The sequence below is a fragment of the Rummeliibacillus pycnus genome, from assembly GCF_002884495.1.
GTDB classification, from domain to species: Bacteria; Bacillota; Bacilli; order Bacillales_A; family Planococcaceae; genus Rummeliibacillus; species Rummeliibacillus pycnus.
In genome coordinates, this window is the sequence record NZ_KZ614145.1 from 1,392,811 (window position 1) to 1,413,318 (window position 20,508).

Consider the following 20,508-nt stretch of genomic DNA (forward strand, 5'->3'; position numbering starts at 1 on the left):
CAATACCGATCTAAAAATCCTACAAATTTATACATCAAATATGCATATAATCTCATACTAAAAATTACATATTATGTCTTTTATATTAATAACAGAAAAGCTATAGTCATACCTTCTTAGCGCAAATACAATTTTTTCAGTGTATGCTATTCCCTAATCCCTAGATTTCTTTTCTGATTTTTCTAAAACTGACCTCTACATTTTTTAAAGAATTGATACTTTTATAAAGACCAATCCTTTGCTATTCTTATCAGTAATTCAGAAAACGGATTAAACAAATAGGATATCAAAGAACTACATATTTATGAGCAATTATTCATTGATATCTTTTAAAAAGGAAGGGTTTATCATGCAAAAAACAGCAAGTTATTCGACGAACAAAACGCGTACTTTTGAATTAATCTTAAGCGCAATGTGTATTGCACTTGTTTTTGTTGCAACGCTTATGTTAAATATCAAACTACCGATTACAGCTAATGGTGGTTTGGTTCATCTTGGAACAGCAATGCTCTTTATCGTATCGATTCTTTTCGGTCCAAAAACAGGTGCAATTGCTGGAGCATTTGGGATGGGGCTATTTGACTTAGTTTCTGGATGGACAATGTGGGCACCTATCACTTTTGTTTCTCGTGGTTTACAAGGATATATTGCAGGGAAAATCGCCTGGTCAAACGGACGCAAAGGAAACAGTATTGGGATCAATCTACTAGCTACTATCGTTTCAATGCCTCCAATGATGGCTGTATATTATATTGGTGAAGGTATTTTATATGGTAATTGGATCGCACCAGTTGCCTCAATTCCTGGGGACCTTGTGCAAAATATGTTAGGGCTTATCATATCGATTCCTGTTTGTGCTTTCTTGAAGAAAATTCCAGCTTTTAAATAATGAGGCGATGTGGATTCTAAAAATAAGCGTATTCGAAGTGAATACGCTTATTTTATATTTCTAGTAAATTAAAGATTGTTTCTGTACTTACTGGTGTAATCATAAATATGGAAAATGAAATGCAACATAGTCTCACAAACAGAAAACCTCCTTTAATGAACGAAGATGGCTTTTTGAAAGGTATTTTTCATGAACTTTGTTGTTTTTTCGTAAATAATTCAAAAGAATGATTGTTATAGTAAAGTTAATCTATAAATAGGGGGAATGGTCAAGTGAGAATAGAGCTTTTGTTGCTATTTTCACATGTTTTATGGGTGCATTCGTTTGTATAACTGTCGCTATTAAAATAAGAAAAGATAGGAAAACAGCCTAAATGGACCTCAATCAACTGAGGTTATTTTTATGCGTTTCTAATGATTTCAACAGTGTTATAATTTGTTTTTTGATACGTCGAAATAAGCATTTGCTCTACTTGTTTCTCAGAAATGAGTAACTTCTAATTCAAAAAAGTACTCTCCCATCAATTTAATCTTTAACTGTATTTTTGTATTTTTTAGCTAACCTCATAGCGATCAACTGGGGAATTAAATTGAATACACTCACAATTACTAATAGTTGAGTCGATGAAAAAGGTTTAAAATAACCACCATCCCATCCGTATGTATCCTCCATCCTAACGTTAAAGTAATAAGAAATAATTGCCGATACAATATTACCCAAAACAAAAGGAATTGAGTTGCATAGAAATTGCCCAAGGTAAGCAAGTAGCGAAGTCAATACAATCATCATTAAATAAGCTAACATCGAACCGTTAGCAAAATCTTGGTACATTGAAAAATAAACAAAAGGAAAACTGTATAAACAGACGATTAGTATACCAATTACTATTTTTTTCATATTGTCACCTCTCTTATCTCTTAATATAACAAATTAGTAGATTATGTATGAAACTATTACAGACGATCACTCTAACCGATTATGTTAATAGACAAACCAATTGTATATAACTCTATTTGATTAATTGCTATTTAATAGTACAACCACGACCAAGCATCCAACAAATGTACTTTATGGTTCTACTCGGTCATAATAAATCGTCCATATGATTGTCTGGACTTTCCCCATCTTGACAACATTCATTTAAATCCCCATTGTCATAAGCTCCTGTTCGCCAACAATAACAAAGAGAATAATGAATGTTGGAAACTAAAAGTGATTCACTCAGTTGATATATCGATTATTACAAATGTTTACTAACCTTCAAAATGTGGAAATCAAAAAAGCAAAACACCTCTATTTTTAAATCAGGCATTGATCCCCCAATTCAATTTAGAGGTGAATTTTTAATGAGTATTTACTTTCTAAAAAACGATGAAGTTTCTGCTTTCACAACAACATCTTCAAATATTTTTCAAAGTTAACGCCTGCTTCTTTCGGGGTTTCCTCCAAGGACGAATCATTGATGGCCGCATTTAGAAAACTTTCAGCAAGTTGCACCGATTCTCTTAAATCTTCTCCACGCATCAAGCCCCCCATAATAACTGATGCAAACAAGTCTCCTGTACCAGAATAACTTTGACCGTTGTAAGGCATCGTACGATAAAATGTAGTTCTGCCATCTAAATACATATTCCCAATAAATTGTTGATCAGGATGGGTTGTAGGTGGATTCACTCCCGTGATAATGACTTGTGCATCTGTTTCTTGTTGCAAAATGTTTCCGGCTTCCTCAATTGCTTGAATAAAGTCTTCTTCTTTTGAATAACGATGTAGCTTATCATAAGATAATCCAGTCAAAAGACAGCATTCCGTAACGTTCGGTGTAATCACATTGGCACATTTCACAAGTTCCCTCATGCGTACTAGCAATTCATTTGTAAAAAGCTTATAGGCTTGCCCCATATCGCCCATTACCGGATCAACCAGTAATCGTGATTCTTTGGTTTGAAAATGATCTAAAAAGTGGAAAATATTATCAATTTGTTCTCGCCCCGTAACGAATCCTGTATATATACCGTCAAACGTGACGTCTAACTTGTTCCATTCATCTACAAAACAGTGCATTTTATCGGTAAAATCTTCGCAAAAAAAGCTTGGATAACCAGTTTGTGCAGACAATATTGCAGTTGGTAGAGGACATGCTTGCACGCCCATGACCGATAGAACTGGAATTGCAGCCGTTAATGAGCATCTCCCAAAAGATGATAAATCCTGTATGACCGCGACTTTTTTCATAATACTAGTACCTCCAAAAGGTTTATCGTCTATCCCACATCGTATCACAAAAAAAGAATTGGGAAAATGCTTAATAGTAGATCAATGAGCGATTTAAAGCGGGGCATATATTGCAACATCATTGAAACTTCTTCTAACGACAGTACTGTTTTGATTAATCGTGACATATATAATGTTGTTTTGTTGATTTTCGATAATTCGAATCTATATCCTATTCATCTACAATAACTCGCTCTTTAGAATTTCTAAAATAATACTCACTTAGCAAAAGCTTATTTGCTGCATCCATTTCCCCAACATCTTGTATAATGTCCCATTTTCCAAATGTTAAAAACATTAACAAATACTATTTTATATAAAAATGATGTATTTTTTTACAAATATAGTAGACAATAGATTCATTTCCATTAGAATTAATATGAATATAAAGAAAGCATGTGACTTTTTCTCCATTGATTATTGATTAGAAAAATTCGTTTATTCCCTAATTGAATGGCTCTGTTATATGGATGCTCAGCATTTTTTGAGTGCGTTCTTACGATGTTTTCTCATATTCAAACATTTCTTTCCCTGGAACATCTCAGTCTCAGGTCTTAGAAAAAATAAGCACTGGGGCTGATATGGATTTTTTACTTATTTCTTACAATTAGAGGGGTAGAAGAAGAAGGGAGGAATTATTTCGAAAGAGATCATTAACATTTTTATTTTCAAAAAAGTGTGATATTTCACCATGCATTATTCGTATATTTTATTTCGTGTTAAATTTGTTTTTAGGAGGAGATTTACGATGTCGAGTATTACAAAATGGGCTTTTGGTAACAAGCCAGCTGTCGCTTTTTTGACCGTTCTCATATTAATCATCGGTGTTGTTAGCTATTATAGACTGCCCATGGAGTTTTTACCTTCTGCGGATAATCCGCAAGTAACGATCATTTCGATGGGCCAAGGTACGGATTCCAAAACTATGGAATCTGAAGTTACCAATCCCCTTGAACATGCCGTTAAAGGAATCAATGGAAAAAAATCTGTTTATTCAACGACTGGAGATGGATTTTCCAAAATAGATCTGAATTTCGAATCAGGCTATGACATGAAACAAGCTAAACAAGATGTAGAAGAAGCAATTACTAATGTCAATTTACCTACCTATATCTCAAAGCCCATCATTTCACAGCTGAATACTTCAATGATTCCAATTGTCAACATTGCCGTTACCTTTAAAGATGGGTTGACGGATCAAAATAAGGAATTTGCACGTGAAGAGCTTCAATCCAGATATCAAGAAATCAAAGGAGTTTCCAGTGTAGATGTATACGGAATTACAGACTCTATCGTTTCCGTTAACATAGATGATCAAAAACTAGTTAAAAAACAAATTTCACTTCAATCAGTAATGAGTATTCTTCAGGGACAAAACACCGCAGTCGCTGTTGGTGAAAAGAACATTGATGGCAAAACAAGTAATATCAAAGTGATCGGTGATGTCACAAGTATCAAAAAATTAAAAGACGTAGCCGTAGCACCTGGCGTTAAACTTGGTGACATCGCAACAATTAAAGAAACAACGGATAATAGTTACATCAACCGTTTTAATGGAAAAGATAGTTTAAACATTAGCATTACAAAGGATAGTCAATCGAATGCGGTGGCGATTAGCAAAGAAGTTGAAAAAGTCACAAAAGAAATCAATAAAGAATATGCTCAGCAAGAATCTGTCATTTATGTTTCTTCAGCTGATTTGGTACAAAATTCTGTTCATACGATGATTAAAGAAGTACTCATAGGTGCTCTTTTTGCAACGATCGTGATTATGCTCTTCTTACGTAATATCCGAACTACTTTGATCACCATTGTGTCGATTCCTTTATCACTTTGTTTCACTCTGTTCCTTCTATCAAGGTCAGGTGTAACATTGAACATTCTTACGCTCGGTGGTGTCGCTGTTGCTGTTGGACGTCTAGTGGATGATAGTATTGTCGTGATTGAAAATATTTTCCGTAAAATGCAAACAGAGAAATTCTCTGTCCGTATGGTCATCGATGCCACAAAGCAAGTAGGCGTTGCAATTACTGCTTCAACCTTAACAACTGTGGCTGTATTCCTACCAATGAGTCTATTAAGTGGAGGCCTACAGGCGTTCCTTTTGCCATTCGCCTTAACAGTTACCTATTCCCTACTTGCTTCATTGCTCGTTGCATTAACTGTAGTACCGTTAATGAGTGCTGGGTTATTAAAAAATACGAAGCTTTCGGAACATAAACCAGCTGTTCGTTTCCCTAAAGCCGTGACTTGGTCCTTAAACCATAAATGGGTTATCTTCTCGATTTCCTTGTTCTGTTTTATCGGATCTATTGGTGCTTACTTTATGATTCCAAAAGGTGCAGTTGACAACTCTTCTGCAGATTATGTTACGGCAAAGCTCACTTACCCGAATGATACACCTTTTGAAACAGTAAAGGAAAAGTCTTTTGAACTTGAATCATCTATTCGAAAAGCAAAGAACGTTAAACAAGTGTTTACACAGATTGGTTTTTCTGCCGAAAATGCACAATACGGCGTGGTCGGCTCTTCAACAGAAGCATCCTACAGTATTCTGCTTGACGATAAAAAGGATACAGACCAGGTAGTTAAAGAGCTAGAAAAGGAAAAAGACCAATATCCAGATGCCACTTTAGAAGTAAATGCAGCCTCCTTTATGATGGGCGGAGGAAGTACAAATATTACCATCGATGTCGTTGGAGATAATGTAAATGAACTTGAACAAGTAGCAACCAATGTTAAAGAAAAAGTACAACATATCAAAGGTGTCGAAAAAGTCTCGACCAATCAAGAAGAAAAGAAAACTGTCTACTCCTTTACGGTTAATCCTTCAAAAGGAAACACGGCACAAGTTGCACAGCAGTTAGGCGTTATGTTAAATAAAACACCAATTGGCTCGATTAATCTAAACGACAAACAAAAAACAGTTTTCCTAGAACCTCTCATAGACACAAAAACACCTAAAGATTTAAAAAATATCAAAGTGCAAACTAATTCAGGTCTTGTACCAGTATCATCCATTGCAACATTACAACGCGAAGAACGATCAACAAGCCAATTCCATAAAGACGGAAAAACATACCTTCGCGTTACAGCAACTGTTGATCCTGCAAAACTATCTGATATCTCAAGTGATGTTAATACAGTGATTTTCGGTGATAAAAAAGATAAAAAGGGAATTAGTATACCAGAGAATGTCAAAGTACTAATCGGTGGAGCAAGTAGCGATCAGGCAAATGATTTTGCTGATTTATTCCTAATTATGCTAGCATCTATTGGCATTGTCTTCTTGATTATGGTCATTACATTCAAGTCGATTAAAACACCAATCGCTATTCTGTGCTCTCTCCCACTAGCTGCGATCGGGGCTATTTTAGGGATTCTCATCAGTCGCATTTCAGTCGATATTACGGCCCTTTTAGGTGCATTAATGCTAATTGGTATCGTAGTCACCAATGCGATTGTACTATTAGATCGTGTCAAACAAAACGAACGCACAATGATCATTCGCGATGCACTTATCGAAGCAACAGCTTCAAGAATGCGACCAATCTTTATGACCGCAGTAGCAACGATTTGTGCAATGCTTCCATTATTATTAAAGAAATCTGAAGCAGGAAGTTTAGTTTCACAGAGTCTGGCAATTGTCGTAATCGGTGGATTAGCAATGGCTACACTACTAACGCTGATTGTCATTCCTTGTGTATATGAACTGCTTTACTTTAGAAAATCGAAAAAACAACGAATGAAGAAAGTAACGATAGAAGATAGTTCAAACGAATCAGAGTCAACGATTGCTTAATCGCGTTAATATGAAGACAAGAAAACCAGACTTTAGCTTGATGGCTAGAGTCTGGTTTTACTTCCTTCTCTCAAAAATTTAACTGACGATGATAAACTGTCAGTTAAATTCATATTCATGTCTCAAAACCATTATCTGCGGACGAGTTCAAGAGAAAATACTTAGATGAACGCCGCGAACAAAGATATAAATTGTAAAGAACGCGGATATAATTCAAAAAATCGCGGATAAGAGAGTGGAATCCGTGGAAACAAACCTAAAAACCGCGGATATAACTCAGAGAATCGCGGATATCCCCAATCCCTGCTACCTTCGATTTTATGTTCCACAATACGTAATAAATGGTCCGTCTTCTTTTGGTGGTGTTTGGAAATGCTGATGTTCTTTCTTTACTGTAAATGGTGATCGCAATGCATCTACGAATGTTTCAACATACGATAGATCACCTTGCTCCGCAAATCTCAGTGCTTCTTCTACATAATAATTTCGTGCGATGATCGCTGGGTTGACCTTTTGCATAGATGCCTTTGCCGCTTCTAAGGTTGTATTTTCTTTTTGTAGTCGGCTATGCCAATTCTGTTGCCACGCTTTAAAATCCTTTGTCTCAAAAATTTCTAGCTCCTGTTCTGTACTTAGCCCTCGGAATGTATTCGTATAATCTGCCTGTTGTTGATACATCATCGTTAATAGTTGATCGATTAATGACGCATCTTCTTCCATAGCTACTTGTAGTCCTAACTTTTTACGCATACCATCTAACCAATATTGCTGAAATGCTGTTGGATACTCATCAAGTTTTGCCTGCATAATTTCTAAAGCTTGATCCTCATCTTCATGAACAAGTGGTAATAACGTTTCTGCTAGTCGTGCTAAATTCCAACCACCAATTTTCGGTTGATTTTCATATGCATAGCGACCAACTGTGTCAATCGAGCTAAAAACGGTCGCTGGGTTAAATGTATCCATAAATGCACACGGTCCAAAATCAATTGCTTCACCACTAATGGTCATATTATCGGTATTCATGACACCATGAATAAAACCAATTTGCTGCCAACTTGCAATCAACTTCGCTTGACGATCGACTACATGACTAAAAAACGCTGCATATCGATTAGCCTGATTTGCTAGTGTTGGATCATGACGATTAATAGTATAATCAGCAAGAGCTTTTAAATCCTCTTCATCACAAAAATGTCGTGCAAACTGGAAAGTACCTACACGTAAATGACTAGATGCGACTCTGGTTAAAATCGCTCCATCTAATACACGCTCGCGATAAACAGGCTCTCCTGTTTTAACGACAGCTAAACTTCTCGTAGTCGGAATATGAAGAGCATGTAAAGCTTCACTAATCATGTATTCTCTTAGCATTGGGCCGACTGCTGCACGTCCATCTCCCCCTCGAGAATATGGCGTTCTTCCAGATCCCTTTAATTGAAAATCTTTTAGTCCTTTTTTCGTCTCTTGCTCACCAATTAAAAGTGCACGTCCATCTCCTAGCATTGTAAACTGTCCAAACTGATGTCCTGCATAGCTTTGTGCAATTTGAGCTGCTGATTCAGGCATCTCATTCCCCGCAAAAATCTGCAGCGCTCGTTCAGTCTTTAATTTATCTGGATCAATTCCAAGTTCTTCAGCTAATTGGTCATTGACAACTAAAAATGACGGATGCTTCACTGGATTTAATGGTACTACTTTATAAAAAGAAGATGGAAGTGTCAGGTAGCTTTGATTTTCTTGCATAGTTTCTCCTCACTTTTTTACATTCTTATTTACAGTATAGAGGAAAAAACCTACATCCCAAACTTTCAAGATTCAAAAGATTATTTACATTTATTACATAATATAAAAAAGCACCCTAATATGGATGCTTTTTTACCTACAACAAAATGCTTTAAATCATTAAATTAGTGCTAATTCGTAAGCTTGTACGACTTAGCATTACATTGCTGTTAATCCACATCGACGATAAATTTAGAACTAGTTGAGTAGCTAGATTCATCATGCATACTTAGTAGATTGAGTGAACTATTTCATGGTAATTTGCTAGAGCCACCAAGTCATTCAAATAATTAACAATAAAAAAAATAAAAAAGAGAGAATTTTCGCCCTCTTTTTCATCAGAAATTAGTAAACTAAGTTATTTGCAGAAAGAAGATTCATCTCCTTACCAATTTTCAAAAAGGTTTGTAAAGCATATTCCAATTGTCCTCTCCGGTGAGTGGCCATGACAGTTAGTCGGATTCTGCTCATACCTTCAGGGACTGTAGGCGGGCGAATCGCTGGGGCGAATATCCCCTCTTCTTCTAACCTTTTGGAAAAACGTACGGCATCTTGTGCGGAACCAATTAAAACTGCGAGAATTGGAGTAGTTCCATCTACAAGTGAAAAACCTGCCTTTTTCAATCCTGTTCGCAAAAATTCTGCATTTTCTAGAAGCTGTATCCTTCTCTCTCTCTCTTCATGAATAATTCGAATTCCTTCTATACTAGCAGCAATGACACCAGGAGACAAAGATGTTTGGAAAATAAACGTACGAGCTTTATTGCGTAAATAGTGAATCATCGATCGAGATGCAGCAACATACCCACCTTCAGATCCAACTGATTTACTAAGTGTACCCATCAAGAGTTCGATTTGATTGGTTAATCCAAAATATTCCGCAGTACCGGCACCTGTTTTACCTAGAACGCCTGTAGCGTGTGCATCATCGACCATTACCATCGCTCCGTATTTTTGGGCAAGTTGGACGATCGCAGGAAGAGGTGCAATATTCCCATCCATACTAAATACACCATCTGTGACAATAAGTTTTCGTCGATAAGAACTTGTACGTTGCAACTTTTTCTCTAAATCATTCATATCAACATGATGGTAAATAAGTGTATCTGCATTACTTAAGCGGCAGCCATCAATAATACTTGCATGATTGAGGGCATCGCTTAAAATAACATCTCCACTTTCCATTAATGAAGAAATTATGCCGACATTTGCTAGAAATCCACTGCCGAAAATAAGGCTAGCTTCTTTCCCTTTAAAAGCAGCAATGTCCTGTTCTAGCTGTTCATGCAAACAAAAATTTCCTGTTGTTAAACGCGATCCTCCGCTTCCTATACCAAATTGTTGAATGGCCTCAATGGCTTTTTCTTTCAAACGCGGATCATTTGCCAAACCTAAATAATTATTAGATGAAAATAATAGTATTTTTTTTCCTTCTAGAATTGTTTCTGGATCACTTGCTGCATTCATTGTTCGAAGTGTACGAAATAAACCTTTTTCTTGGATTTGTTGTAATTCTTGATTAATATCAACTTTCATACGTTTATAGTCCTTTCATATCTGCTTCATCTTCATATGAAATACAAACAGGGGTTGTTTCCATATATGTAATGTAATCATCTAATGAAATATTGTGTTTAATAAAAAAGATACGCCCACCACAATCTTCTCCATTATTCTTCAAATGGGGAATTCGTATATATCCCTTACTAGAACTTGCTACGTAACCAGTTGTATACTCTAGATCATCTGACCAGCATAATTCAGCTACTGTATAAGGCGAAGCTGTAACTTTTGATGCCAGTGCAATTGCTTCTCTAATACGAGGTGAAATCAATGGTGCATGAGATTTAGACCACTTCTCCCAACTTTCTTTACTCCAATCCATGCGAGAAGCACGTACACCCTTTAGTCCACGGTTATCTAGTCGTTGCCCAGTTTGACTATCGACAATAATAGCTCCTCTTTGGTGTGTGGATTGCTTCAAGAATTCAATTCCATTTTTAATCGCTTCATCTGAAATGCCTAGCGATGCTAGTAATGACATGGCTATTTTTCTTCCTTCTTTAACATTTTGTGCTTGTTCGCTAGAAATAGGAAGAGGGCTAATTCTTTGAATCTCATCATCCATAAGCTTTTCAATAACAATCTGAATGAAGTCACAATCACCACGTGAATGATGAAGTGATTTATCGAGTAACTCTTTTGCTAATTCCTGCAGTTCTTCTTTTTGTCCGAGACGCTCTCCACCAGATATATGTCGTCCACCATGTTCATGAGGACCGCCTTCAGCGCCTCTCATTCTGATGCTATAGAGATTGTTTAACATAATCATGGCTCCTTTGTTTTTCACTAATTATTCTGAATACTCCTTTTAATGGCAAAACAGTTGCAGCAGTAAAAATCATTCCTGGAATAGCAGTTAAAAGCAACGGGCCAGAAGGAATGTCAAGTGTGAATGCTAGTACCATACGCGCAGCAGCCGTTCCAATCGGTCCAGCTAACATTAATACAGGAAAAGAAGTTCCGAATAGAGCAACTAATCCACCAGCCACTATTCGAAAAGTCATCGCAATTTCAACGTTAAATAGATTATGTATTCCAAGTAAAAATAAAATCAGACTGGCAAGAATACCTGCAAGTATGTAGCGTTTAAATCCAAACACAGCAACAATTGCTACTGCAATAGGAGCAGAAAGCTGAAATTCAGATCCAGGAATACCTATAGGAATCTTAATTGATCCCGAAATCGCTATGAAACTAGCAAGTAAAGCAATCTGTGCAAGATCATAAGTTGTCCATTTTTTCATAAAACTCCCCCTTCAAATAGGTTAACCTATTTTAAAATTAAGTTAACACATTTATGCGTATTAAAACATACTAGAACGACATCGTCAATATAGAAAATAGAATTGAGTGAATTGATTCTATGTGATACTAATACTATCAAATCAATTTTGATTTAACTTAAATGATTCCAGCAACTAACAATGTCATTTTCCTATTAACATTTGTATAAAATTTATAAATTGAATAAGCGATAAAACAACCATGATTAGATTGTATGAAATATTAAAAATTCCCATTTTTATATAAATAAATAAATTTCATAATTCAAAATTAATATTAAAATTCCGAACATTTAATGTTTATACTTTTGTTCAATATGGAGCGGAAGACGGCGACTCCTACGGGAATAGCTTGAACTGAAAGCCCCACAGGAACGTCATTAAGGAACAAAACCTAAGAACGCCACGTCCTGTGGCAACGGCTTTGTGATCAACATCGTGTTGACCCGAGGAGATTGAAGTCAAGCCCGTGGAAAGCGTCGTCTGGAGCGGAATTGTCAACTATGAATATTAGATCTTTTGTTGGTCTGAATTGTTCGTATTTATTAACAAAATACTGATTTATGAAATTGATTCAAATGAAGTTAATTTTCGCCTAAGAAAAAAGAACACAGATTTTAGTAAAATCTGTGTTCTCTCATTTATAAATCAATATAAACTGTTAGTAACTTCGTTTTCTTTTATACCTTATATGAATACTTTCTTTCCTTCACATCAATCTAAAAACCTCGGTGTTCTTTTTTCTATAAATGCTGCAACGCCTTCTTTTACATCCTCTGTTTGGAACACATGGCCAAAATAGTGGGCTTCTGTTTGAAGTGCGTCTGAAAGGCTTTGATCAGCACCCTCATCGATTGCCTGTTTGGCATAGGTTAATGCTTGCCGTGAATGAGTGGCTATTTTTTTTGCTAGTTGTATGCCTGTTGTTAAGCCATACCATTTCGGTACAACCGTATTGACTAATCCTATTGCTAGGGCTTCATCTGCAGTTAGAGATTCCCCCGTGAAAATGATTTCTTTAGCCTTGGCTTTCCCTATTAATCTTGCAAGTCTTTGCGTGCCACCAGCACCAGGGAATAGACCGAGTTTTATTTCAGGTAATCCTATGGTAACGTGCTTTTCTGCGATGCGAATATCACAGGCTAATGCCAATTCACATCCTCCTCCTAGCGCAGCACCATTTAATACACAGATGGTTGGATAAGGTAACGCCTCTATTCGATTAAGTGGATGTTGCAACCATCGTGATTTAGCCTCAGCAAGTTCGATTCCTTTTCCCATCCATTCAGGAAATGACTTAATGTCTCCCCCTGCCATAAACGCCTTTTCTCCTTCACCCGTAAGTATCACAACTTTGATTGTTGGTGTCTGTTCAATTTCATCTATTTTCTGATGCAATTGTTCTACTACATCCGCATCAAGTATATTCACAGGTGGATTTTGGATCATAAGAATGGCTATTTGATTTTCAATGGTTAAACTTACTTTTTCTTTGCGATTCATAAAATACCTCCTTTATGACCATACATATTGCGTAACTCAAACTTCTTCACCTTTCCAGAAGGTGTACGGGGAATATCATCAACAAAAATTACTTTTTTAGGTGTTTTATAGCTTGCTAAAAACTGCTTACTGTATTGAATAAATGCTTCTTCTGAAATCTCTGTATCTTCTTTCAACACAATGACTGCACAAACGGATTCAATATATTTTTTGTCTGGAACTCCAATCACCGCGACAGCTTTTACTGCTTTATGTCGATAAAAAACATCTTCAATTTCAGCTGCATAAATATTCTCTCCACCGCTACGAATCATATCTTTCTTGCGACCTGCTATTGATAAAAATCCTTCTTCATCGAATTTCCCTAAATCTCCTGTTTTGCACCAACCATTCCAAAATGTATCTGCTGTTGCTTTAGGCTTTTCCCAATAACCTTCAGAAACAACTGGACTCTTAATCCAAATTTCTCCTACCTCACCTGGTAAAGCCTCACTCTCATCATCCTTCATCACGCGTATTTCCGTTAATGGTAGAGGTTTTCCAACTGTATTACTTTTCGTTATGGAATACTTTGGATCTAAACAAGCAGCGATTGGTTGTCCTTCCGTTAAACCATATACTTGCACAATCCCAACTTGAGGATAAAGGCGATATATTTCTTCGATTGCCCAAGGCATTAATGGGTCTCCACCAGTAAAGATTGTTTTTAAATTTGTTAACTGATAATCAGACAAGTTCGGCAAATTTAACATGTCGTAAATCATAAATGGGAATAAGAAACAATCCGTCACCTTTTCTTCCTCAATTACTTTTAGCACACGCTCTATTTCGAATCCTTTACTTTTGGTAATGATGACTGTTCCACCCATTAATAGAACAGGCAATGCTACATCTTCCATTGCACCAACATGATATAAAGGCCCTGTTGTCATGGCAATTTCATTTCCTGTAAATCCCCATTGCATAATTTGGATGGTCGAAAACCAAAAGGTCGTATTATGTGTCCAGAGTGCACCTTTTGGTCTACCTGTTGTACCAGATGTGTACATGAGCATTACTGGATCATTGATAGAAATATGAATGTCAACTTCATCGATTGAGCCATTAGATAATACATTCCAATCATCCGCCCAAGATGGCTTTTCTCCATTATTGGTAAGGCAAATAAAATGTTCCGTACAGATTTTTTTATGAATTGGTGTGATCTTTTCGCTAAATTCTTCATGAAAACATAGGATTCTCGTTTTAGAATCATTGAGAATGTACTCAAGTTCATTTGAAGTGAGTCTAAAATTAATACGAACAGCTATCGCACCAACTTTTCCAATGGCAAAATATAGTGCAAAATACTCTAAACAATTGTAGAGTAGAATCCCCACACAATCCCCTTTTTTTACGCCCATTTTCAAAAGCTGATGGGCATAGGCATTGGATTTTTCATGTAGTTCTGCAAAACTCCACGAGCGACCTGATTCTTCTTGCACTGCAGTTTTCTGATTTAATTTCTCATCTGATGCTTTATAGAGTCTCCTTGTAAAATGACCGATATCCATCGTCAATCTCCTCGTTTCTTCTCAATATCTGATGAGATTATGAGATTCTATCTATATTCGCTTTCTAATCATTTATATTAATTTGGAGTCAAAAATATTAATATTTCATTCTATTTTGTGGTAGCTATCAATAGAGAGTCAATTTTCTCTCTTATATATTTTTTTCAATTTTGTTATTAAACTCTTTTTGAAATATGAATCAATTTCATAAATACTTTTCTAGTTAGAGAACACAAATGCTATCTAATTTACGATTCAATAATGATGATTATGAAATTGACTATGTAGTTAACATTTAAACTCTCTTAAACTAACTTTTAATAATCTTTCTATACTATTTGAATGAAAATCGGCATATTGTATCTTCAAAAGGGGGTCGATGAAAATGTTAGGATTTATTGGTGTATTTGGGAGTTTAGCATTATTAATTTATTTAACAGTTAGGGGTGTGAATGTACTTATTGCAGCTCCTTTTGCCGCTTTAATTGCTGCAGTTTTCAGTGGCATTACATTGTTCCCACAATTGGCAGCAGAAGGCAGTCCGAATCTTCTTACCAGTTATATGAATGGATTTACTGGTTTTATCGGATCATGGTGGTTGATGTTCTTAGCAGGAGCTATATTCGGAAAAGTGATGGAAGATAGTGGTGCTGCAGATAGTGTTTCCAAATGGATTGTTGAAAAAATAGGCGTGAAATATGCAGCATTATCTGTCGTCATCGCATGCGCTGTCTTAACTTATGGTGGCGTTAGTCTATTTATCGTTGCATTCTCCGTGTTTCCAATGGCATTAAGTCTTTTCAAACAGGCAGACATCCCTAGGAGATTTATCCCTGCTACATTAGCACTTGGTTCGGTTACATTTACAATGACTTCAGCAGGATCTCCTGAAATTCAAAACTGGATTCCTATTACGTACCTTAAAACAACACCATATGCCGGATGGGAAGTAAGTTTAGTTGTTTCCATTTTCATGGCAACTCTTGGTTTTTGGTGGTTGAAACGGATGATTTCAAAAGCAATTGCTAGAGGCGAAAGATTTGTAGCAAAAGAATTTGATAAAATCGGTGAAAATAGCAATCATCCGCTACCTAATCCGTTATTAAGTATGACTCCATTATTAGTGGTGCTTGGCTTCTCATTTATCTTCCATGAACGTTTAGGAACATCTGCACTTATTATTGCTTTAATTGGCGGCATATTGACTACCTATTTAGTTAGTTACAAATACATGAAAGATAGAAAGAAAGCGATTGCAGATGGTGGACTTGGTGCTGTTATTGCGATAGCAAATACAGCTGCCATCGTTGGATTTGGTGGTGTTGTAAAGGAAACACCTGCTTTTTTGGCAGCAGTAGATTTTATGACACATATCCCTGGTAGTCCATTAGTTGGAGGTGCATTAGCTGTAGCCGTTTTAGCAGGTTTGACAGGTTCCTCTTCTGGTGGCCAAGCAATTGCATTACCTTTAATCGCACCGCATTATTTAGATGCAGGTGTTGATCCTGAAGCTCTACATCGTGTTGTAGCAATCTCATCTGGATCACTTGATACACTTCCACATAGTGGATATGTAGTCACAACCATTCACTCGATTGCTCAAGAATCCTATAAAGGTGCCTACCCTGCTTTCGGAGCCCTGACCGTCATTATCCCTCTATTAGGTTCTATCCTGGCAATTATCTTATTTTCAATTTTTTGATTTTTGGCAACAATTGATAGTTTACTAGCTAGTAAACTAAAATAATTCGGATTTTAAGACAGAATCACAAATTGATGTTGATTCTGTCTTTTTATTTATGACTAAGGTTAGTTGGAATTTTCTGCTTTATTAAATATACAAAATAGTTATTTTTTAAAACTTTTACCATGTTGATTACGTAAATTAAATGAATACTAATTTTAGGAGGTTTTGTTTGTTGATCACTTACATTAATCCTGATAAATTGATAGAAATTTGGTTAACCAAAGATTATAAAAGTAGTCGATGGATTAAAAGATAATATCCCTGGTAAAATGGATGAAAACAATTCAGCAGGGAATTATCTTGTGATTCAACATGCTAATAATGAATTTAGTATGATTGCCCATTTCAAAAAGAACTCTATTTTAGTAAAACCAAATGAAGTTGTATCGGAAGGACAAGTTATCGGCAAATGTGGTAACTCTGGAAATTCATCAGAGCCCCATATTCATTTTCAGGTAATGGATGCTCTAGACATTGATACAGCTAAATCAATTCGTATTCAATTCAAAAATATTAAAGAGCCAATACAAGGAGATACCATATCAAATTTATAAGTTTAGTAGCTTCTCCATATCCTTTGATTCTGAGTTGCATCCTAAACATCATTATTTACTTTTACAATATAATCAATTTATAGGATTTTATATAAATAGAAAGTTTAAAGGAAGTAAAATATGGAAAACACAAATAAAGAGTTACCGTGGTATTTAAAGAAAAGTTGGTCGATTTTTTTAGCTTTTATTTGTCCACCAATTGCATACTTGATTATTTTATTTAATTTAGAAAAAATGGATCACGAAACTAAAATGGATCGATTGTTTTTTGCTACAATTATGACTTCAATGTGGTTATTGAAATTTTTACCACATAATCCATTTACTTTATTCATTTTAATCTTTTGTTTTGCTGGTTCTGCATTTCTTTTATTCTATAAATTCTTAGCAGAAAAATAATAGAATAATATTTTTAAAAACATATTTGAGCAATCGAGGGTTACATTGGCTACATTATAGGTGCACATTGAGTGCATTTTAGACCAGATTTATACGAATATCTGTGAATTAAACGACATGCCTTGGTATTGTGTTGTTACTCTAAAATTTGAACATTACAATCTCTATTCTGTGTTGATAGAGAAAGGTTATTATTTATATAAATATATTCCTCCAAAGACTACTTTTTATAAAAAATTTTAGTTAGCTATTAATTTAACAAAGAGAAAGAGCTTGTTTTGACTATTTCCCCTTTCAAAACAAGCTCTTTTTTCTATAATATTTGCTTACTAACGAGATTATCTCATTCTCACATACAACACCTTAAACCATTGATTCACTAAAAACGGAATAAATGATAATACGTAGATATAACCAAATTGTAGACTACTTAATTTGGCTACTTCAAATACGCCCGTTAGTGATGGGACAAATAGTACTAAATGTAAGCAAATCACTCCAATTATAAATGCGACCCATGTGTATTTATTTGAGAATACACCGATTGCGAAGATGGATTCTTTTGATCTCGAGTTGAAGCCATGTATTAATCGCGATAAACATAGTGTTGTAAATGCCATGGTGCTTGCTGTTTGGGTATCGCCTGTTGCCAACCCCATGCGAAAAGCAATAATTGTCGAAATCGCAATGACGATTCCTTCGAGCATTACTTGAGTGGTAAATTTTTTATTTAATAATGGCTGATGGATATTTCTTGGCTTGTCCTTCATTATTTTTTTGCTATGTGGTTCTAAACCTATGGCAATAGCAGGTAAACTATCGGTCAGTAGGTTAATAAATAATAGATGCACGGGCGCAAAAGGAACGGGTAGTCCAAAGATCGTAGCATACAAGACTACAAAAATTGCGCCTGCATTCCCTGATAATAGGAACATGATGGCATTTTTAATATTGGCATAGAGACTTCTTCCATTGGCAATCGCTTTGACAATTGTGGAAAAATTGTCATCCGTTAAGACCATTGAAGATGCATCTTTTGCTACTTCGGTACCTGTAATTCCCATTGCTACACCGATGTCAGCTTGTTTTAAGGCAGGTCCATCATTAACTCCATCTCCTGTCATTGCTACAACATTTCCTTTTTCCTGCCATGCTTTGACAATCCGAAGTTTATGCTCTGGTGAGACGCGAGCGTAGACGGAAATATCTTCAACCTTATCTTGTAGCTCTTCATCTGTTAATCCTTCAATTTCATGCCCTTCGATAGCTTCGGATGGATTTTTTAAAATACCGATTTGTTTCGCAATTGCAGTAGCTGTAATTTTGTGATCACCTGTAATCATCACTGGTTTAATACCTGCTTTTATACAACTTGCAACAGCTGCTCTTGACTCCTCTCTCGGAGGATCCATCATTGCAATTAAGCCAACAAAGATTAAATCTTTTTCATCTTGTATATCAATTGATTGCTTTGCTATGTTCTTGTACGTAATTGCCAGAACACGTAAACCATTCTTAGAGAAATTACGATTGACAATTTCGATTTTCTTACGATGTTCTTCTGTAAAATTAATGATGCCATTAGATGTCTCCATTTTTACAATTCTAGGTAAGAGCACATCTAATGCCCCTTTTGTAATCATAACATTTTGCTGATTGATACGATTTAATGTACTCATCAGCTTACGTTCGGAATCAAAAGGAATTTCGGCTATTCTTGGGTTGCTTTCTCTCACTACAAATTCATCGTATTGATATGCCCTACCTAATTTAACAAGTGCCAATTCTGTTGGATCACCAATTTCTTTTTGATCACTTGTCAGAGCATTATTACACAATAACGCTAATACAATACATTGTTCCTGGATTATATTGGATCTATTTAGTTGATTGTATGGAATAATTTGTTGATCCACAAATACCTGCTGAACAGCCATTTTATTTTGTGTGAGCGTTCCCGTTTTATCGGAACAAATCACAGATACACTTCCCAAACTTTCAACAGCATAGAGTTTTCGAATAATGGCATTTTCCTTCGCCATTTTTTGTGTTCCAAAAGCCAATACAATTGTAACGATTGAACTTAATGCTTCCGGAATTGCTGCAACGGCAAGTGAAACAGCAAACATGAACGATTCAACTAATGCTCGTCCTCGAACAAGGTCAATCGTGAAAATGAACAAGCAAATTAGTGTGATCGCTAACGCTAGTTTTTCACCAAAATTATCTAAACTAATTTGTAAAGGGGTTTTCTTTTCTTTTGCAGTATCTAGTAAATTTGCAATTTTTCCGATTTCAGTATCCATTCCGATTGCTGTCACAATAACCGTACCCCGTCCATTTGTGACAAAGCTTCCGGTAAAAACCATATTTGTTTTATCCGCAATGGGCACATTGTCTTCTCTAATTGGATCCGTACTTTTTGCTACAGCTAAGGATTCACCAGTCAACGAACTCTCGTTTATTTGAAGATTGTGGCTTTCTAATAATCGTCCATCCGCACTAACATAATCTCCAGCTTCCAAAAACAGAAGATCTCCGATAACGATCTCCGCAGAGGGAATCTCTACGATTTGATTATTACGCAACACTTTTGCTACTGGGGAAGTCAAAGCTTTCAGATTATCCAAAGACTGTTCTGCCTTCACATGCTGAACAGTTCCTAGTATTGCATTTAATATAACTACAATCATAATCACCACTGTACTTTCAACTTCACCTAATAAAAATGAAATAACAGCGGCTATCATTAAAATAATGACTAGTAAATCTTTAAATTGTTCTAAGAAAACAGCTAAGGTGCTTGTCCTTTTTCCTTCCTCTAACTCATTATAGCCGTATTCTTCTTGTCTCATTTGGACGTCATAATCATTTAAGCCTTGATTTGTCACATCTAACCTATCCATGACTTCGACTGTCGATTGTTGATGAAATTCTGACATATGCTTCCCCTTTCTTTGTGATCATTAGAATATCAACGATTATAGAAGATATTGCAGATATCCTAGTAGCTATAGATTCTAAAAAAATAAAATAATCATGGTAAATTAGCAATTTTGATTGGCAGAAGTTAACTTGAAAAGATATACCAAAGCCTGTCCAATTTGTAAAGATCATTTGTTATTCACCATAAATTTTAGAATGTAATAATCTTTG

The 20,508-nt window shown here is 35.7% G+C and carries 15 protein-coding genes; 5 read left to right on the forward strand and 10 right to left on the reverse strand.

The features are described from left to right. Positions 1-349: 349 nt before the first annotated feature. Complete coding sequence (locus tag CEF14_RS06995; RefSeq protein WP_102692192.1) at positions 350-889, forward strand: ECF transporter S component; 540 nt, start codon at positions 350-352, stop codon at positions 887-889. A 525-nt stretch (positions 890-1,414) separates the two neighbouring features. On the opposite strand, the gene CEF14_RS07000 is transcribed toward CEF14_RS06995, so the two are convergent. The 3 genes from CEF14_RS07000 to CEF14_RS19375 all read right to left on the reverse strand — a co-directional run bounded on the left by CEF14_RS07000 (position 1,415) and on the right by CEF14_RS19375 (position 3,461). Next, entirely contained in the window at positions 1,415-1,786 is a 372-nt protein-coding gene (locus tag CEF14_RS07000) for a hypothetical protein (protein ID WP_102692193.1), read from the reverse strand. Between the two features lie 489 nt (positions 1,787-2,275). Continuing rightward, a complete protein-coding gene (locus CEF14_RS07005) occupies positions 2,276-3,124 on the reverse strand; it encodes a pyridoxamine kinase (RefSeq protein WP_102692194.1) in 849 nt (282 codons plus the stop codon). Between the two features lie 211 nt (positions 3,125-3,335). Then, positions 3,336-3,461, reverse strand: coding sequence for a hypothetical protein (locus CEF14_RS19375; RefSeq protein WP_281256497.1), 126 nt, complete (start codon positions 3,459-3,461; stop codon positions 3,336-3,338). A gap of 450 nt (positions 3,462-3,911) precedes the next feature. Here CEF14_RS19375 and CEF14_RS07010 point away from each other — a divergent pair, with 450 nt between their 5' ends. Next, positions 3,912-6,965, forward strand: a complete 3,054-nt coding sequence (locus tag CEF14_RS07010) for an efflux RND transporter permease subunit (RefSeq protein ID WP_102692195.1) — start codon at positions 3,912-3,914, stop codon at positions 6,963-6,965. A 318-nt stretch (positions 6,966-7,283) separates the two neighbouring features. On the opposite strand, the gene CEF14_RS07015 is transcribed toward CEF14_RS07010, so the two are convergent. The 6 genes from CEF14_RS07015 to CEF14_RS07040 form a co-directional block, all read right to left on the reverse strand. Continuing rightward, entirely contained in the window at positions 7,284-8,711 is a 1,428-nt protein-coding gene (locus CEF14_RS07015) for a protein adenylyltransferase SelO (protein WP_102692196.1), read from the reverse strand. 384 nt (positions 8,712-9,095) lie between these two features. Next, positions 9,096-10,286: an 8-amino-7-oxononanoate synthase gene (gene bioF, locus CEF14_RS07020; RefSeq protein WP_102692197.1), complete on the reverse strand. Its 1,191-nt coding sequence runs from the start codon at positions 10,284-10,286 to the stop codon at positions 9,096-9,098. A 4-nt stretch (positions 10,287-10,290) separates the two neighbouring features. Beyond that, positions 10,291-11,076 carry a 6-carboxyhexanoate--CoA ligase gene (locus CEF14_RS07025; RefSeq protein ID WP_170061468.1) on the reverse strand — a complete coding sequence of 262 codons (786 nt, stop codon included), beginning with the start codon at positions 11,074-11,076 and terminating at the stop codon, positions 10,291-10,293. Then, complete coding sequence (locus tag CEF14_RS07030; protein WP_102692199.1) at positions 11,057-11,557, reverse strand: hypothetical protein; 501 nt, start codon at positions 11,555-11,557, stop codon at positions 11,057-11,059. Before CEF14_RS07030 ends, CEF14_RS07025 begins: the two co-directional genes overlap by 20 nt. Positions 11,558-12,310: 753 nt before the next feature. Next, a complete protein-coding gene (locus tag CEF14_RS07035; RefSeq protein WP_102692200.1) occupies positions 12,311-13,099 on the reverse strand; it encodes an enoyl-CoA hydratase in 789 nt (262 codons plus the stop codon). After that, positions 13,096-14,652 carry an AMP-binding protein gene (locus tag CEF14_RS07040; RefSeq protein WP_102692201.1) on the reverse strand — a complete coding sequence of 519 codons (1,557 nt, stop codon included), beginning with the start codon at positions 14,650-14,652 and terminating at the stop codon, positions 13,096-13,098. The genes CEF14_RS07035 and CEF14_RS07040 overlap by 4 nt, the downstream gene beginning before the upstream one ends. 385 nt (positions 14,653-15,037) lie before the next feature. Here CEF14_RS07040 and CEF14_RS07045 point away from each other — a divergent pair, with 385 nt between their 5' ends. From CEF14_RS07045 to CEF14_RS07055, 3 genes are all read left to right on the forward strand, one after another. Further along, positions 15,038-16,354, forward strand: coding sequence for a GntP family permease (locus CEF14_RS07045; RefSeq protein WP_102692202.1), 1,317 nt, complete (start codon positions 15,038-15,040; stop codon positions 16,352-16,354). Between the two features lie 314 nt (positions 16,355-16,668). Continuing rightward, the gene (locus CEF14_RS07050; protein WP_102692203.1) at positions 16,669-16,953 is read left to right on the forward strand and encodes a M23 family metallopeptidase; all 285 of its coding nucleotides are present in this window, start codon (positions 16,669-16,671) and stop codon (positions 16,951-16,953) included. Between the two features lie 120 nt (positions 16,954-17,073). Next, positions 17,074-17,352 carry a hypothetical protein gene (locus CEF14_RS07055; protein WP_102692204.1) on the forward strand — a complete coding sequence of 93 codons (279 nt, stop codon included), beginning with the start codon at positions 17,074-17,076 and terminating at the stop codon, positions 17,350-17,352. Between the two features lie 338 nt (positions 17,353-17,690). On the opposite strand, the gene CEF14_RS07060 is transcribed toward CEF14_RS07055, so the two are convergent. Then, positions 17,691-20,294 (reverse strand): cation-translocating P-type ATPase, encoded by a 2,604-nt coding sequence (locus CEF14_RS07060; RefSeq protein WP_102692205.1) that lies wholly within the window; start codon positions 20,292-20,294, stop codon positions 17,691-17,693. Positions 20,295-20,508 lie beyond the last annotated feature (214 nt).

Coding starts and splice junctions, on each gene's coding strand:
- CEF14_RS06995 (WP_102692192.1), top strand. CDS start 350: ATGCAAAAAACAGCAAGTTATTCGACGAACAAAACGCGTACTTTTGAA.
- CEF14_RS07000 (WP_102692193.1), bottom strand. CDS start 1,786: ATGAAAAAAATAGTAATTGGTATACTAATCGTCTGTTTATACAGTTTT.
- CEF14_RS07005 (WP_102692194.1), bottom strand. CDS start 3,124: ATGAAAAAAGTCGCGGTCATACAGGATTTATCATCTTTTGGGAGATGC.
- CEF14_RS19375 (WP_281256497.1), bottom strand. CDS start 3,461: ATGTTTTTAACATTTGGAAAATGGGACATTATACAAGATGTTGGGGAA.
- CEF14_RS07010 (WP_102692195.1), top strand. CDS start 3,912: ATGTCGAGTATTACAAAATGGGCTTTTGGTAACAAGCCAGCTGTCGCT.
- CEF14_RS07015 (WP_102692196.1), bottom strand. CDS start 8,711: ATGCAAGAAAATCAAAGCTACCTGACACTTCCATCTTCTTTTTATAAA.
- bioF (WP_102692197.1), bottom strand. CDS start 10,286: ATGAAAGTTGATATTAATCAAGAATTACAACAAATCCAAGAAAAAGGT.
- CEF14_RS07025 (WP_170061468.1), bottom strand. CDS start 11,076: ATGTTAAACAATCTCTATAGCATCAGAATGAGAGGCGCTGAAGGCGGT.
- CEF14_RS07030 (WP_102692199.1), bottom strand. CDS start 11,557: ATGAAAAAATGGACAACTTATGATCTTGCACAGATTGCTTTACTTGCT.
- CEF14_RS07035 (WP_102692200.1), bottom strand. CDS start 13,099: ATGAATCGCAAAGAAAAAGTAAGTTTAACCATTGAAAATCAAATAGCC.
- CEF14_RS07040 (WP_102692201.1), bottom strand. CDS start 14,652: ATGGATATCGGTCATTTTACAAGGAGACTCTATAAAGCATCAGATGAG.
- CEF14_RS07045 (WP_102692202.1), top strand. CDS start 15,038: ATGTTAGGATTTATTGGTGTATTTGGGAGTTTAGCATTATTAATTTAT.
- CEF14_RS07050 (WP_102692203.1), top strand. CDS start 16,669: ATGGATGAAAACAATTCAGCAGGGAATTATCTTGTGATTCAACATGCT.
- CEF14_RS07055 (WP_102692204.1), top strand. CDS start 17,074: ATGGAAAACACAAATAAAGAGTTACCGTGGTATTTAAAGAAAAGTTGG.
- CEF14_RS07060 (WP_102692205.1), bottom strand. CDS start 20,294: ATGTCAGAATTTCATCAACAATCGACAGTCGAAGTCATGGATAGGTTA.